This is a genomic window from Pseudoalteromonas sp. PAR1, from assembly GCF_947311895.1.
Taxonomy (GTDB): domain Bacteria; phylum Pseudomonadota; class Gammaproteobacteria; order Enterobacterales; family Alteromonadaceae; genus Pseudoalteromonas; species Pseudoalteromonas lipolytica_C.
The window spans coordinates 1-14,936 of record NZ_CAMZMY010000005.1 but is presented as its reverse complement, the minus strand read 5'-3'; the positions used below and the strand labels follow the sequence as shown (position 1 = coordinate 14,936).

The window sequence follows — 14,936 nt, the reverse complement described above, 5'->3', positions numbered from 1 at the left end:
GCAGGATCAATTGCCGAGCACAACTAAATAACAAAATTTTTGCCTTGTTATCAACGAGGTTTTGCTGCCTCAAAATAGACCACTTTATTAAGCGAATTGGTATGAAATACAAAAATGCGGCAACTGCCGCATTTTTAATATTAACTTTTAACCTTCAGAGCGCTCACCTTTACGCTCGCCACGATTTCCATGATGACCCTTTTTATGGCCTTTTTTACGAAGATGCTTTTTAATTTCTTGGTAGCTTTCACGTTGCTCAGTATTCAAAACCTGCCAAATATAATGCTCTGATTTCATCTTTAACAAGGCAAACTGCTGAGCTTTCGCCTGACGTGCTTTGATTAGCTCAAGAGCCGCATTTTCGTCAAATTTTGCTGTAGATAATAATACATCCATTTTTTCTTTGTGAGCTGCACGAGCGGCTTTCATTGCATCTTTGTCACCACGTAACGCTTCAAATTGCGTTTTCTGCTCAGCAAAAATCGCTTTTAGTTTCGTTTGCTGCTCTTCTGTAAGTTGTAATTTATCAATACCGCGCTCAGAAAGTAAAAAGCATGCTTGTGGGTTCATTCCACGATTAAAGTCTCCTTTTGCCGTTGCTGAAGTAGTACCAACACTGGCTGCTGCTAAGCCACAAACAAGTACGAATTTAGAAAGTTTATTCGAAATAGTCATAATCATTACCTTTTGTTGAGTGGTGTTCCAGAGTCGTTTTCGACTGATGAGTTAACTATACTCATTACAATGCAAAGGAACGCAAAGCAGTGTAAAGGTTGTGTAAAGATTCACTTTTACACAATTTACTGAGTAAAATAACCTCAAAGAATTAAACTGCTAGGTGTCAAATGAAACTATTAATGATCGACGACGATACAGGGTTGTGCGAATTACTCAGTGAGTACTTAACAGCACAGGGATTTACAGTAGATTGTTTTCATGATGGCGCTGAAGGACTAAAACAAGCACTGCAATATAACTACGAACTTATTCTACTTGATGTGATGCTTCCCTCTATGGATGGGTTTGAAGTCTTAAAACAATTAAGGCAGCATAAACTCACTCCTGTGATCATGCTAACAGCCAAAGGAGAGGACTTTGATCGTATCTTTGGGTTAGAGCTTGGCGCTGATGATTATATTGCCAAACCATTTAATCACAGAGAGCTACTAGCTCGCGTTAAAGCAATTACCCGTCGTATTGAACATATTAATAGTCTGTCTAATCAACATAGCAATTCGTTAAGTGTAAACAGTATCAATATTAACTTTGCAACACGTGAGGCCTCAGTAAACGACAACATCCTCAGCCTAACAGGTACTGAATATGAAATTCTTGCAATGTTAGTAGACCATGCAGGAGAAGTGATCAGTAAAGAACAAATAAGTGAACAAGTATTGGGGAGACGCCTTGCTCCGTTTGACCGGTCAATAGATATGCATGTGAGTAATATTCGTAAGAAAATAGCTGAACATGTCAACAATGAACGAATAAAAACAATACGTGGTAGTGGCTACGTACTCATTCAAGGTGAATAACATGACACCTCCTAGTTGGTTAAAGCACCCACGTCACTACCTATTTTTAAAAATCTTTGTATGGTTTTGGATTACCGTGCTGGCCACCATTACCCTACTCGTTTTTTTGAGTCAACTAACCAGCAATGTAGGCAGTGATAATCTACGCGGCCCGATGCTAAAAAACTTGCAGTACACTGCAAAAAGTATTGAGCGGATAGTTGCTAAACATGGCAAATCAACGCAAGAAGTATTATCCCATCCGCGCTTTTCAAAGCATAAATTGCTGTACTTAAATGGTGACGTACATGGAGTTGAAATGCTCAGTGAACCTATCTCTAAAGACATTGACTTAAGTTTGCTTAACTTTACTAAATACATGAGCCCACAAATTATATTTACCGATGAGTATCAAGCTTATGGGCCAATAGAATTAAATGTACCCGAAGGTAAGTTTTACCTCTATGAGATTGACGAGAAACGCAAAAAGCCGTTCTTCGTTAGCTTATGGCTAATGCCAACGTGGTTAAAGCTATTTATCGCTTTAATTGCATCATTAATGCTTAGCTTTTTCTTCAGTCGCAACTTAATTGCACCTATTAATAGCCTAAAAGAAACAGCAAAAAAACTCGCAAATGGTAACTTAGCAGCCCGAGCTGATGTATCGTCCACCCGACAAGATGAACTTGGTGTACTCGGACGTGATTTTAATGCTATGGCAATACAGCTTGAACAACTTATTACGGCTCAAAAGCGATTACTAGCAGATATTTCTCATGAGCTGCGTTCACCTTTAACGCGCTTAAAAATGGCAACTGGCCTTGCGCAAATGCAGGCTGATGATACCCAACAGGCCTATTTAGAGCGTATCGAAAAAGAAGCCAATCAGCTTGATAAAATGATTGCCGATGTACTACAGGTGTCACGGTTAGAAGCGAAGAGTCAGACCCTTTCATTAAGTACGCAGTCACTACAAATCATAGTCGATCACGTACTTAACGACGCCCAATTTGAAGCCAAACAAAGTAATAAAGTATTGCGTGTTAATGGTGCGCTCAAAACCGATATTCGGTGTGATGAAACCTTAATTGCCAGTGCGCTTGAAAACGTGCTTCGCAATGCAATTAAGTACGCAGAGCACACCATTTCAATTAACCTAGAAGAGTCTGATGCTATTTACATGACTATTTGCGATGATGGTAAAGGTGTTGATGAAGCAAACCTTGCAAGGCTGTGTGAGCCTTTCTTTCGTCAAGAGCATGCACGCGATAGAAACACCGGAGGTACAGGTTTAGGGCTTGCAATTGCAAAGAATGCGATCTCTGCACATGATGGTACACTAACACTTGAAAACCAAGAACATGGTGGACTTTGCGTTAACATCCGCCTTCCTTTAAAGAGTCAGTAAATGTTTTATAGCACTGAAGCTAGCCTTATAAATAACACAGAGCACATCAATCAGTTTTTTTCTGAGCAATTACAAAAAGACTTTCTTAGCACGAGTCATGGTCAGCTTTATTATGGTTATGCCATACCTGAGCAAGCAAATACAGCTGTTGTCATTAGTAGTGGCCGAATTGAGTCTTTGGTTAAGTATAAGGAGTTACTGTGGGAACTTTATCAAAATGGCTTTGCGGTTTTTAGTGTTGACCACCAAGGCCAAGGTCGCTCTTATCGTCATTTAAAAAACGCTCACAAAGGCTATGTAAATCGTTTTACTGACTATGCCGATGACTTTGCCGTGTTTATTGATAAAGTGGTAAAGCAGCACTGGCAAGGAAAGCAGGTTTTACTCGGCCATTCAATGGGGAGTGCTATTGCCTATGATTACCTCTCGCGTTATCAGCATCAGTTTTCAGGTGCTTTTTTATCCGCGCCAATGTTTGATATTCACACCAAAGGTACACCAAAGCCTTTAGCAAAACTGGCAGCTAAAATTGCATCCTTACTTGGTCTTGGTCGTAGTTACGCATTTGGCCAAAGCGACTATTTGCCGGTCGACTTTACAGCCAATGAATTAACCAGTAGTGAAATTCGCTATAAGCTGTTTAGGGAACTGTATGCAGCAGAAGATGATTTACAACTAGGTGGCGTCACCTACGGCTGGCTCAATGCATCGTTTGATTTTATTGCTTCTTTAATCGATAAAAAAGTCGATATTCCTTTATTTATCGCAAGTGCAGAGCAAGATACCGTGGTCGATAATGCTGCGCAATTTGCACTTACCCATAAACAGAAACATGCACGATTGAAAACCTACGCGGGTGCTCGCCATGAACTGTTATGTGAACGCGACGAGATAAGACAGGCAGTACTCAGCGATTTTTATCAGTTTTGTGACTCTGTTTGACGAGACTTCTGAACGACTGAGAGCGGGTCTAGGTGAACTAATATATCCATCTCACATGCAAAATGAGTTTGGATCATTACCTCAACTTCATCAGCAACTTGATGAGCACGAATGAGCGATAGTGAATCTTCTAGCTCCAAATGCATTTGAATGAATTTGATCTTACCGCCTTGGCGAGTACGAATATCATGTGCGCCATAAACATCTCGATGACTATTTACAATGGCAAGAATCGTTTCTTTTTCTTCATCTGGAAGCTCTTTGTCCATAAGATGATCAGCACTTTCACGGGCAATATCCCAACTGTTATAAAGTAAATAAACTGCGACGCCAATTGCAAACAGAGGATCTGCATATGCAACACCGTATTTAGCCAACACAATAGCCAGCAACACAGCTAGGTTTAAGATCAAGTCACCTTTGTAATGAATTGAGTCAGCTTTAATTGCGATAGATTCTGTGTGGTTAATCACTTTGGTTTGTACAAATACCACCACTAACGTACAAACAATCGCAAAAATACTTACCCAAATACCTAAATCAGAATGCTTTAAGGTAACAGGGTTGAATAAACGCTCAATACCATGGAACGCTAAAAAACAACCAGAACCGGCAATGAATGCAGCTTGAGCAAGGCCTGCTAATGCTTCCGCTTTACCATGACCAAAGCGATGATCATCATCCGCTGGACGTAATGCATAACCTAGCACTAAAAAGCTCATTAAAGATGCAGTGATGTCCATCAGTGAGTCGGTTAATGAGCCAAGCATAGATGCTGAGCCTGAAGCAAGCCATGCCCAACTTTTTGCGGCAATCATCAAGCTGACCATAGTGATAGTCACTAAACTAGCTGTTTTAACCCAAAACTCATAACTGCGATGTTGCACAAAACTTACCTTTAGATATTAACAGTTGTCAGTATATCATCTTTTTATTTGAGTTCGTGTATACTCACCGACAATTGATATTGTTTAAAAAAGAGAGTCACATGCTTGATATAGTGTTATACCAACCAGAGATCCCACCTAACACTGGAAATATCATCCGTTTATGCGCAAACACTGGCTACGCCTTACATCTTATTGAACCTCTTGGCTTTGAATGGGATGACAAGCGTGTAAAACGTGCAGGACTTGATTATCATGAATTTAGTCACGTACAACGTCATGCTTCGTTCGAAGCATACCTAGAAAAATGTCAACCTAAGAAAGTCTATGCATGTACGACTAAAGGCAGTCAGTTTCACCATCAAGCACAATACCAACCAGGTGACTGTTTAGTGTTTGGTCCGGAAACTCGAGGCCTACCTGATGAGCTCATTCAATCTTTACCTAAAGAGCAACGAGTACGTATCCCGATGCAAAAAGACAGTCGAAGCATGAACTTATCTAATTCTGTGGCTGTATTTGTATATGAGTCTTGGCGTCAACTTGGCTTTATTAATGGCCAGTAAGTTATTGAAAAAACGTTTTTAATAAAAACACACTAATTATTTAGCATTACCATTTTTTATGAACTAACCTAAATAGGCTGGCTTGTTCCTAAAGATGGTTTTAAATGCGCCCTTTTCATATTTTATGTTGCTCGACCTTGCTGATGCATCTTCCATTAGGTAAAGCATCAGCTGCAACAACCTTGCCCACGCAAGCTTCTAATTTTCCATATATCATTCTTCTGGCCCTCATTACCTTATTACTTTTGGCTTGGCTGTTTTTTTATTACAGAAATAAAAAAATGATATTCACGGATGCGTTATTGTCTAAAGCAAAAGATGCTATTTGGATAACCGACGAAGACTTCAATATCATTGAGATAAATGACGCTTTTTCTGAAATTACTGGCTATCAAAAAGTCGATGTTATCGGCAAAAAGTTTAAGGCGCTAACTCAAAACGGTCGAGACCAACAGCTTGAAGCAATCATTCTCCAAGAGTTAGAGCAAGATGGTTACTGGTCTGGCGAAATGTGGAACATTCGTAAAGACGGTCAACCTTACGCTCTGGCTTTATCAATCACCAAAGTAATAACCTCATCACTGACTAAGCCTACTGTTCGCTATGTTGGACTGTTTTACGATATCACAACTCGTAAAAATACTGAGCGCAGTATGCTTAAGCTCACAACAAAAGATACTGTTACAGGATTATCGAATCGTGCTATTTTTATTGAATCTCTTGATAAAGCAATCAAAGCATGTAACGACACTTACCCGAGTTTACTCATCGTATTTATTGACATCGATAATTTCAAAAAGATAAATGACTCTTTAGGTCATACCTTAGGTGATGTGTTACTCAAAGAGGTCGCGTGCCGCTTAACAGCATCGCTCAATTCAGGCTTCACAATCGCCAGACTAGGTGCAGATGAGTTTGCAATACTTGTTCCTCCATACCTTTATTCAGGAAAAACGATATTCTTTGCAAAGCAAACTGTGGATACAGTTCTTCAGCAATTCAAAACACCTTTTATGCTGGATAATTTTGAAACTTCATTATCTGTATGTTGTGGTCTCGCTATTTATCCAGACAATGCTTATAACTGCGAGAACCTGATGCGCAGTGCGAATAGCGCATTAAATCATGCAAAAAAAATAGGCCGAAATACATACCAGTTTTTTGATAAAGATCGCCACACACTTGACCCAACCGAGTTAACGAAAGAAAGCGCTCTGTTTAAGGCAATCACCAATAATGACTTTGAACTTTACTTCCAACCTAAGTTTGATGCTCAACACAATCGTCTGCATGGCTTTGAAGCCCTAGTAAGGTGGCCTCAAGATGATGGCAGTATTATAACACCTGACGAATTCATCCCTCTTGCAGAACAAAATGGTGCCATTATCCCACTAACACAATTACTAATAGAGCGGTTACTAAAACAACTATCTAGCTGGCAAAAGCAAAATATACGGTTTGGCAATGTAGCCATTAACATTTCTGCATTACACTTTCAGCACAGTAGCTTAATAGACACATTAATAGAATACTTAGGCAAGTTTGATGTGCCAGCCTACTGCTTGGAGTTAGAAATAACAGAAAGTGCAATGATGGATAACCCTGAGTTTGCCCTTCAGCAAATGACACGTATAAAAGCGCTTGGTGTTAACATCGCCCTAGACGACTTTGGTACAGGGCACTCATCATTAAGTTACCTGAAACGGTTTCCTATCGACACCCTAAAAATTGACAAATCCTTTGTCAAAGACATCGCTCATAACGATCAAGATAGAAACATCACTGCAACTATTGTCCGCTTAGCAAAGTATCTCGGTATTAATATTATTGCCGAGGGCGTTGAAACCCAAGAGCAGGCTTACATGTTACATATTATGGGTTGCCATTTTCAACAGGGATTCTATTACAGTAAGCCTCTTAAAGCTGAACAAGTGGTCGATTTCATTAATAAAAACAAGTTAAACAACCAACTTAAGTAATACCTATTCGCTTAATTAAGTGAGCTATTTTGAGGCAACAAAATCTCGTTAATAACAAGGCTAAGATTTGGTTTTTTAGATCTTTAAAAGAGAAGGTATTAGTACCTCACATTGCGAGCAGTTATAAGTTGTAAAAAACAAAAAACGCGATTACTAATCGCGTTTTGTTTTAAGTGCGCCGGTATCATTACTCTGACTTTTGCTCTCGACCAAGCAACGCCATCGCAGCTTCTTTTACATCTTTATTTTCATAAAGCACTTTGTAAATTTGCTCTGTGATCGGCATTTCGATGCCGGTACGCTCAGCAAGTAAAAACACTTCTTTAGTATTTCTATAGCCTTCGACAACCTGACCGATTGATTCGATTGCCGCTTCAACTCCTTCACCTTTACCCAGTGCCAGACCAAAACGACGGTTACGCGATTGGTTATCTGTACAGGTTAAGATTAAGTCACCAAGACCTGCCATGCCCATAAAGGTATCTGAACGGGCACCTAATGCACAACCTAAACGACACAGCTCAGCTAAACCACGGGTTATTAAAGCTGTACGAGCATTAGCCCCAAAGCCAAAACCGTCCGACATACCTGCGCCAATCGCAATGACATTTTTTACTGCGCCACCAAGTTGTATACCAATGAAATCATCATTGTTATACACCCTAAATGAGCGGCCACAATGTAAAAGATCAGCCAGCTGCTTTGCAAAATCTTTAGAAGTCGACGATACCGAAATAGCTGTTGGCAAGCCCATAGCCATTTCTTTAGCAAAAGTAGGTCCTGAAAGCACAGCCAGTGGAATATTATCCCCAAGCTCTTGTACTGCAACTTCTTGCAATAAACGCCCTGTGTTAGGCTCTAAACCTTTTGTAGCCCACGCAACTTCAGCTTCCTCGTTTAACCATGGTTTTATTTTCTGAAGAGTGCCTGCAAAAGCATGACTTGGTACAACCACTAGAATGATTTTACTTGCTTTTACTGCTGTTTCTAGATCAGCTTCTAGCTTTAGCGACTCAGGAAAGGTGACATCAGGAACATAACGTTGATTTTTTCGCTCAGCTGCAAGCGTAGCAACGTCATCGCTATTGCGCCCCCATAAAGTGACTGGGTGACCATTTCTGGCAAAGCAAATAGCAAGGGCGGTGCCATACGACCCCGCCCCTAAAACTGTAACAGCTGATTGTGCTGTAGTCATAGCTTATGCGTCTGCAGTTGCCTGTTGCTCTTGAGCTGCACGCTGTTGCATGTATTGAGCAAAAAGAGCATCAAAGTTAACTGGTGCTAAGTTTAATTGTGGGAAAGTACCACGGTTAACTAAATTTGATACTGCTTCACGAGCGTAAGGGAAAAGTACGTTCGGGCAGAATGCACCTAGCATGTGTGCAAGTTGTACTTCTTCAACATCAGCGATAGTAAAAATACCTGCTTGTTGAATTTCACAAAGAAACGCAGTTTCTTCACCGATAGATGCTGTCACTGTTAATGCAAGAACAACTTCAAATACACCTTCTTCTAACTTGTTAGAACGAGTATCTAGGTCAAGTTTAACTTCAGGAGTCCACTCTTTTTGGAAAATTGCTGGCGAATTAGGTGTCTCGAATGAAACATCTTTTGTGTAAATACGTTGGATTGTGAATTGCGCGCCTGCTTGTTGTTCTGCTGCGTTTTGATTTTCTTCGTTCATTGTAATTCCTATCTTGAATTCGTTTTTATAATTAAAAAATTAAGCGTTAAGCTTTGCGTCTAAAAGGCCTTGAGCCTCTATTGCCATCATGTCGTCGCAACCACCGATATGTTCATCATTGATGAAAATTTGTGGCACCGTGTAACCACCACTTGCTTTATCGATCATTTCATCGCGTCGTTCTGGATGAACACCAATATCAATGTTCGTATAGTTTACACCTTTACTGTCTAACAATGCCAAAGCGCGTTGGCAAAATGGGCAGTAAGCCTTTGTGTAAAGAACAACATTACTCATAATAATTCCTCTATCGAGCTGCAACGTAGATATTTAACGGCCTGTCGTTGTTGGTAGGCTCGCTGATTGCCATGCACCCATACCACCTGATAATACATAAACACGCTCATAGCCTGCTTTATGCATAGCAGTTGCGATACCTGAAGCTGTCATGCCTGTAGTACATACAAGTATAATGGGTTTACTCTTGAACTTTTCAAGGCTTGAAAAATCAGATTGTTTAGCTTTTTCCGGATTTAAATGCTCTGCACCCGCAATTCGACCCGAATTAAATTCTTTTTGAGGACGAATATCAACGACTTGACCATCTTCACGATTAATCAGCAAAGTTACTTGTTGTGGGTTAATCTGGCGAATAGCTGAAAATTTACTTTTAAACCAACTGCTGATCAGCATTGCTACTAATGCTAACCAAATGATGCTCAAAACCGGATGATTTGAGATAAATTCAATATATTGATCCATGCGTTTTCCACTAAGAAATTTAGGTACCACAGCGCATAGCCATGGGTTAATTAAAATTTGCCACGCAAGTATACGTGCTTGAATTGAAAATGCTAGGGCGTGAAATATTTTAATATGACATATTGATAGCTGATCAAAACCATAAAACACGGTATGCTAGTGATATATAAGTGCCAATCTTCAGGAGCTATAATGACAGAGCATAAAAAACCATTGGTATTAATGATCTTAGACGGTTGGGGATACCGTGAAGATACAGAAAGTAACGCTATACTTGCTGCTAATACCCCAGTACTCGATAACCTTTGGGCAACCCGCCCACATACATTAATTTCAGGTTCGGGACTTGATGTTGGTTTACCTGCAGGACAAATGGGTAACTCTGAAGTAGGCCACGTAAACTTAGGTGCTGGCCGTATTGTTTACCAAGATTTTACGCGCATCACAAAAGCCATTGATGATGGTGAATTCGATAGCAACCCAGCACTTGTTGATAATATCGACAAAGCTGTAAATGCAGGCAAAGCTGTACATATCATGGGTCTTTTAAGCCCGGGTGGTGTTCATAGTCACGAAGACCACATTGTTGCAACGATTGAACTTGCAGCCAAGCGCGGTGCAAAAGAAGTTTACTTCCACGGTTTCTTAGATGGTCGTGACACGCCGCCACGCAGTGCAAAAGCATCAATTGAGCGTATCGAAGCATTATTTGCAGAACTTGGCTGCGGCCGTTTAGCAACACTTGTTGGTCGTTACTATGCAATGGACCGCGATAACCGTTGGAACCGTGTCGAGCTTGCTTATGACGTTATGGTTAGTGGTATTGCTGAATACAGCTACACTGATGGCGTAACCGCACTAGAAGAGGCTTATGCACGTGATGAAAACGATGAATTCGTTGCTGCAACTACAGTAGTACCAGAAGGCCAAACAGCTGTTGAGATTAATGACGGCGACACTGTTATCTTTGCTAACTTCAGAGCAGACCGAGCACGTGAAATGACTCGTGCCTTTGTTGATGCTGACTTTAGCGGTTTTGATAAGAAAAAATCACCTAAGTTAAGCGCTTTTGTAATGATGACTGAGTATGCAGCAGACATTAAAGCACCGATTGCATTTGCCCCAGAGCCTTTAACAAATGTATTAGGTGAATGGCTAGAGAAACAAGGTAAAACACAACTACGTATCTCTGAAACAGAAAAATACGCACACGTGACCTTCTTCTTTAGTGGTGGCCGTGAAGATGAATTTGTTGGCGAGACTCGCGAACTAATTCCATCACCACAAGTTGCAACATATGATCTGCAACCAGAAATGAACTCAGAAATGCTGACCGATAAATTGGTTGAAGCAATCGCTAGCGGTAAATACGATGCCATCATCTGTAACTACCCTAACGGAGACATGGTAGGTCACTCAGGTGTATTCGAAGCGGCAGTCAAAGCATGTGAAGCTGTTGACCATTGTATTGGTCGTGTTATAGCTGCACTTGAAGAGCATGGTGGTGAAGCGCTGATCACAGCAGACCACGGTAATGCAGAACAAATGGCTAACCCGGCAACGGGTCAAGCACATACCGCACACACTAGTGAGCCTGTGCCATTTATCTATGTTGGCCGTGATGCGACACCACATGATGGTAAAACATTAAGTGACGTGGCTCCAACCATGCTTCACCTACTCGGCTTAGAGCAGCCAAGTGAAATGACTGGTAAACCAATCATGACGCTGAAATAAGCTATGAGTAAATGTATTAACCACTTCTTTAAAACTGGTTTAATACTGACTTCATTAGTAACAACTTCGGTTGTTGCTAATGAAGATCAAACCAAAAAAGACTTATCAGACATTCAATCAGCTTTACAAAAAACAGAGGCTGAGCTTAAAGGTCAACGCAAGTCCATTGCTCAAATGCGCAAAGATCTGCGCGCTCATGAGCTCGATATAGCTCAAAATGCCAAAGCATTAAACCTTGCAGCCCAATCGGTTAAAGAAAACGAGCAACAACAGCGAGAACAACAAGCTAAAGCACAGCAGCTTAAAGCTCAACAAGCCAAGCGACAAACCTTATTAGCTGCCCAGCTGAAAAGCGCCTACATGGCTGGTAGCCATGACTATTCAAAAATGCTGCTTAACCAACAAGACACTGCCAAAATTGAGCGCACACTCAGTTATTACAATTACCTAAATAAAGCACGCATTAAGCAAATTGAAGAGCTCAAAGCACTGCAGCAAGAAATAGCTGACAACCAAGCTGAACTTGAAAAAACGAAACAACGTCTAGTTGCCTTATATGATGAGCAAAAGCAGCGTCAGCAGGCCTTAGTTAAAGCTCAACAAGAACGTAAAAACAACCTTAATAAACTTCAGTCAGCACTCAAAGAGACCAAAAGCTCAATAGACTATTTAAAAGAGAATGAACAAACTCTCATCACAGCCATTGAAGAGTTAGAAAGAGAGCGCAGTGAAAAAGTAGAACTACTAGGTCTTCAAAGCAGTAAAGGAAAGCTAGACTGGCCAACCAAAGGGGCACTACGCCACCGCTTTGGGCAGCGCAAGCACGGCAACATAGATTGGAAAGGCGTACTTATCAGCGCTAAAGAAGGCAGTAATGTTAAAAGCGTACAGAACGGCCAAGTTGTTTACGCAGACTGGCTAAATGGCTTTGGTTGGGTGATTGCCATTGACCATGGTGATGGCTTTATGAGCTTATACGGCCATGCTCAAACTCTACTTCGCGATGTTGGTGACCTTGTTAGAGAAGGCGAAACAATTGCTTTAGTTGGTCAAAGCGGCGGACAGCCAGATCCTGGTCTATACTTTGAAATACGCCACAAAGGACGCGCAGTAAATCCTGTAAAATGGTGCAGACGCATTTAATAGATTAAATAGCTGCACCCTATGAGGAGCAGCTGATGCTAAACACAACCCTTACATTCAGAGCTATCTACCCAGCCAAGTTTTTTACTCAGCTGTGTTTTATAACGTTAGTTACATTATTTTGCTTGGTGTTTCAATCGTTCCCAAGCATTGCTAAACCTTCGCTTGAAACACTTCATCGTCAACAGCTAAACGAAATACTTTTTAATATTCACACCTATTATGTAGATGATTTGAAGTTACAAAATAGCTTTGTTAGTCAACCTAATAACGACCAAGTGGAAGAATTACTAGAACAGCTTGATCCCTACTCTAAATATCTTAATGAAAATGAGCTCGATGCCATATTTAGCAACACCAATGGCCGTTACACAGGCTTGGGGATCGAAGTTAAAATGGATAATGGACGAGTTTATATCGTCAATACTTTAAGTAACTCCCCAGCAGAGCAGGCGGGATTACAAATAAATGATGAAGTTGTTGCGATTAATCATCAGCCTATCATGAATAAGAGTATTGATGAGGTTGCAACGCTGATTCGAGAGAGCGGATTAGACGCCGTCAATGTTTCAATCATGCGAAAAGAATCAACAGCATTAAGCTTTTCAATTAAGCGCCAACAAATCACACTAGAAAGCGTTCATGGCTACCTATCCGATTCAGGCGTCGCTTTATTAAGCATTAATACATTTAATAATCACACACTACATGACGTTGCGCGTGAACTTGCAAAAATGCAAGTTAATAACAGCTTCCCATTATCTGGTTTAATTATTGATTTACGTGATAATCCCGGCGGCACATTGCAAGGCGCCATAGAGGTTGCAGACTTATTTTTAGACAGCGGCATCATTGTTTCAACTAAAGGACGCTTTAATGAGGCAAACCAGAGATACACTGCACATAGCGGTGATATTTTAGAAGGAGCCCCTATTGCTGTTTTAATAAATGAAAACTCCGCTTCTGCCGCAGAAATACTCGCCGCTGCACTTCGCGATAACCAACGTGCAACTTTAATTGGCGAAACATCTTTTGGTAAAGGCTCAGTACAATCGCTTATTCCGCTAGGCAACGGTAATACCGCATTAAAACTCACCACTGCGCGTTATTATACCCCTCTTGGTCAGTCAATAGATGGTAAAGGGATCACACCTGATGTGAGTATAAATCAAACAATACTTTCAGAAATTAACCAAGACGTTATAATAAAAAATATACAAGAATTGGCGCTTTTTAGTTCACTGCTTGATAGACAGGACAAAAAACAGCTAACAGCAAAACAGTTCGCTATTATGCAGTAAGTAAGCGCACACACTGGATATAATAATTACAAAAAGTGAATCGACTAAAAAGCTTATTAATCGCTGCTTTGTGCTTGCCTCTATTCTGCCAAGCAAAGCAAATTGCCATTGTTATAGACGACATTGGTAATAATCAACGCGATCTAGAGATACTCAACTTACCAGGGCAAGTTACGTTTTCTATCTTGCCTCATACCCCTTACTCACAAATTTTTGCAGAGCGTGCTAGTAAAACTCATAAAGAATTGCTTTTACATGTTCCAATGCAAGCGCTTGATAAAACTAAAGCGCTTGGTCCTGGAGCCCTCACCGATACTATGACTAAGTCTGAGTTACAAACAACCCTCGGCCATGCGTTAGCATCACTGCCACAGGTAAAAGGGGTCAATAACCATATGGGCTCTGAGCTAACACAGCTTACCGAGCCAATGAAATGGACGATGGAAGTTTTAAAAAAACGCGGTTTGTACTTCTTAGATAGCCGTACAACCAGCCAAAGTGAAGCGCAAAATGTTGCTAACCTATATGGTGTGGCAAACGTATCTCGTCATGTATTTCTTGATAACAATGTCACCCAAAACCAGCTACAACATCAACTTGAGGAGCTTAAAAGCAAAGCTGAGCACTTCAACTACGCAATCGCCATTGCACACCCCTACCCAGAAACAGTTACATTTCTTCAGCAAGCACTCCCAGAACTACAACGACAAGGATTCGAACTTGTTCCTCTCTCACAACTAGTCGAAACCAAATACATTCAACTTGCCAAAGCAGAACAAAGACAAGGGGAGTAAGCGTTATAAACGTTAGTAGCGAGAGTAAAGCTACAGTTAGAAAGAGTAAAGTTAGTAAGAATGCTGCCCAACCTACTCAGGCCACGTTGTGTGGATAGCTTAAACGCAAAAAAGCCCGACTCTTTCGAATCGGGCTTTCTTTAATTTGGAGCCTGGCGATGTCCTACTTTCACATGGCAAATGCCACACTATCATCGGCGCTGTTTCGTTTCACTACTG

At 40.8% G+C, this 14,936-nt stretch carries 15 protein-coding genes; 9 read left to right on the top strand and 6 right to left on the bottom strand.

Annotated elements, in window-relative coordinates:
* Positions 1–147: 147 nt before the first annotated feature.
* Positions 148–675, bottom strand: coding sequence for a Spy/CpxP family protein refolding chaperone (locus QL229_RS05250; protein ID WP_281546521.1), 528 nt, complete (start codon positions 673–675; stop codon positions 148–150).
* Between the two features lie 170 nt (positions 676–845).
* On the opposite strand from QL229_RS05250, the gene QL229_RS05245 reads away from it, so the two are divergent.
* From QL229_RS05245 to QL229_RS05235, 3 genes are read left to right on the top strand one after another with little or no spacing between them, the layout of a single operon-like run.
* On the top strand, positions 846–1,535 hold the full coding sequence (locus tag QL229_RS05245; RefSeq protein ID WP_135923540.1) for a response regulator transcription factor: 690 nt from the start codon (positions 846–848) through the stop codon (positions 1,533–1,535).
* A gap of 1 nt (position 1,536) precedes the next feature.
* Positions 1,537–2,922, top strand: coding sequence for an ATP-binding protein (locus QL229_RS05240; protein WP_135923539.1), 1,386 nt, complete (start codon positions 1,537–1,539; stop codon positions 2,920–2,922).
* Positions 2,923–3,864, top strand: coding sequence for an alpha/beta fold hydrolase (locus QL229_RS05235; protein WP_135923538.1), 942 nt, complete (start codon positions 2,923–2,925; stop codon positions 3,862–3,864).
* Here QL229_RS05235 and QL229_RS05230 read toward each other — a convergent pair.
* A complete protein-coding gene (locus QL229_RS05230) occupies positions 3,843–4,682 on the bottom strand; it encodes a cation diffusion facilitator family transporter (protein ID WP_235381844.1) in 840 nt (279 codons plus the stop codon). The genes QL229_RS05235 and QL229_RS05230 overlap by 22 nt on opposite strands.
* Positions 4,683–4,852: 170 nt before the next feature.
* Here QL229_RS05230 and trmL point away from each other — a divergent pair, with 170 nt between their 5' ends.
* Both trmL and QL229_RS05220 read left to right on the top strand, forming a co-directional pair.
* Positions 4,853–5,317: a tRNA (uridine(34)/cytosine(34)/5-carboxymethylaminomethyluridine(34)-2'-O)-methyltransferase TrmL gene (trmL, locus tag QL229_RS05225; protein WP_281546520.1), complete on the top strand. Its 465-nt coding sequence runs from the start codon at positions 4,853–4,855 to the stop codon at positions 5,315–5,317.
* A gap of 104 nt (positions 5,318–5,421) precedes the next feature.
* The gene (locus tag QL229_RS05220) at positions 5,422–7,296 is read left to right on the top strand and encodes a GGDEF domain-containing phosphodiesterase (protein WP_281546519.1); all 1,875 of its coding nucleotides are present in this window, start codon (positions 5,422–5,424) and stop codon (positions 7,294–7,296) included.
* Positions 7,297–7,483: 187 nt separating this feature from the next.
* On the opposite strand, the gene gpsA is transcribed toward QL229_RS05220, so the two are convergent.
* From gpsA to QL229_RS05200, 4 genes are read right to left on the bottom strand one after another with little or no spacing between them, the layout of a single operon-like run.
* Entirely contained in the window at positions 7,484–8,491 is a 1,008-nt protein-coding gene (gpsA, locus tag QL229_RS05215; RefSeq protein WP_135923535.1) for an NAD(P)H-dependent glycerol-3-phosphate dehydrogenase, read from the bottom strand.
* Positions 8,492–8,494: 3 nt separating this feature from the next.
* Positions 8,495–8,980 carry a protein-export chaperone SecB gene (secB, locus tag QL229_RS05210; protein ID WP_135923534.1) on the bottom strand — a complete coding sequence of 162 codons (486 nt, stop codon included), beginning with the start codon at positions 8,978–8,980 and terminating at the stop codon, positions 8,495–8,497.
* A 39-nt stretch (positions 8,981–9,019) separates the two neighbouring features.
* Positions 9,020–9,277, bottom strand: a complete 258-nt coding sequence (grxC, locus tag QL229_RS05205) for a glutaredoxin 3 (RefSeq protein WP_281546518.1) — start codon at positions 9,275–9,277, stop codon at positions 9,020–9,022.
* A 33-nt stretch (positions 9,278–9,310) separates the two neighbouring features.
* Positions 9,311–9,742 (bottom strand): rhodanese-like domain-containing protein, encoded by a 432-nt coding sequence (locus QL229_RS05200; RefSeq protein WP_135923532.1) that lies wholly within the window; start codon positions 9,740–9,742, stop codon positions 9,311–9,313.
* Positions 9,743–9,934: 192 nt separating this feature from the next.
* On the opposite strand from QL229_RS05200, the gene gpmM reads away from it, so the two are divergent.
* From gpmM to QL229_RS05180, 4 genes are read left to right on the top strand one after another with little or no spacing between them, the layout of a single operon-like run.
* Positions 9,935–11,479, top strand: coding sequence for a 2,3-bisphosphoglycerate-independent phosphoglycerate mutase (gene gpmM, locus QL229_RS05195; RefSeq protein ID WP_281546517.1), 1,545 nt, complete (start codon positions 9,935–9,937; stop codon positions 11,477–11,479).
* Positions 11,480–11,482: 3 nt separating this feature from the next.
* Complete coding sequence (locus QL229_RS05190; protein WP_135923530.1) at positions 11,483–12,622, top strand: peptidoglycan DD-metalloendopeptidase family protein; 1,140 nt, start codon at positions 11,483–11,485, stop codon at positions 12,620–12,622.
* 35 nt (positions 12,623–12,657) lie between these two features.
* The gene (locus tag QL229_RS05185; protein WP_138558577.1) at positions 12,658–13,923 is read left to right on the top strand and encodes a S41 family peptidase; all 1,266 of its coding nucleotides are present in this window, start codon (positions 12,658–12,660) and stop codon (positions 13,921–13,923) included.
* 35 nt (positions 13,924–13,958) lie between these two features.
* Positions 13,959–14,717: a divergent polysaccharide deacetylase family protein gene (locus QL229_RS05180; protein ID WP_281546516.1), complete on the top strand. Its 759-nt coding sequence runs from the start codon at positions 13,959–13,961 to the stop codon at positions 14,715–14,717.
* Positions 14,718–14,936: the final 219 nt, after the last annotated feature.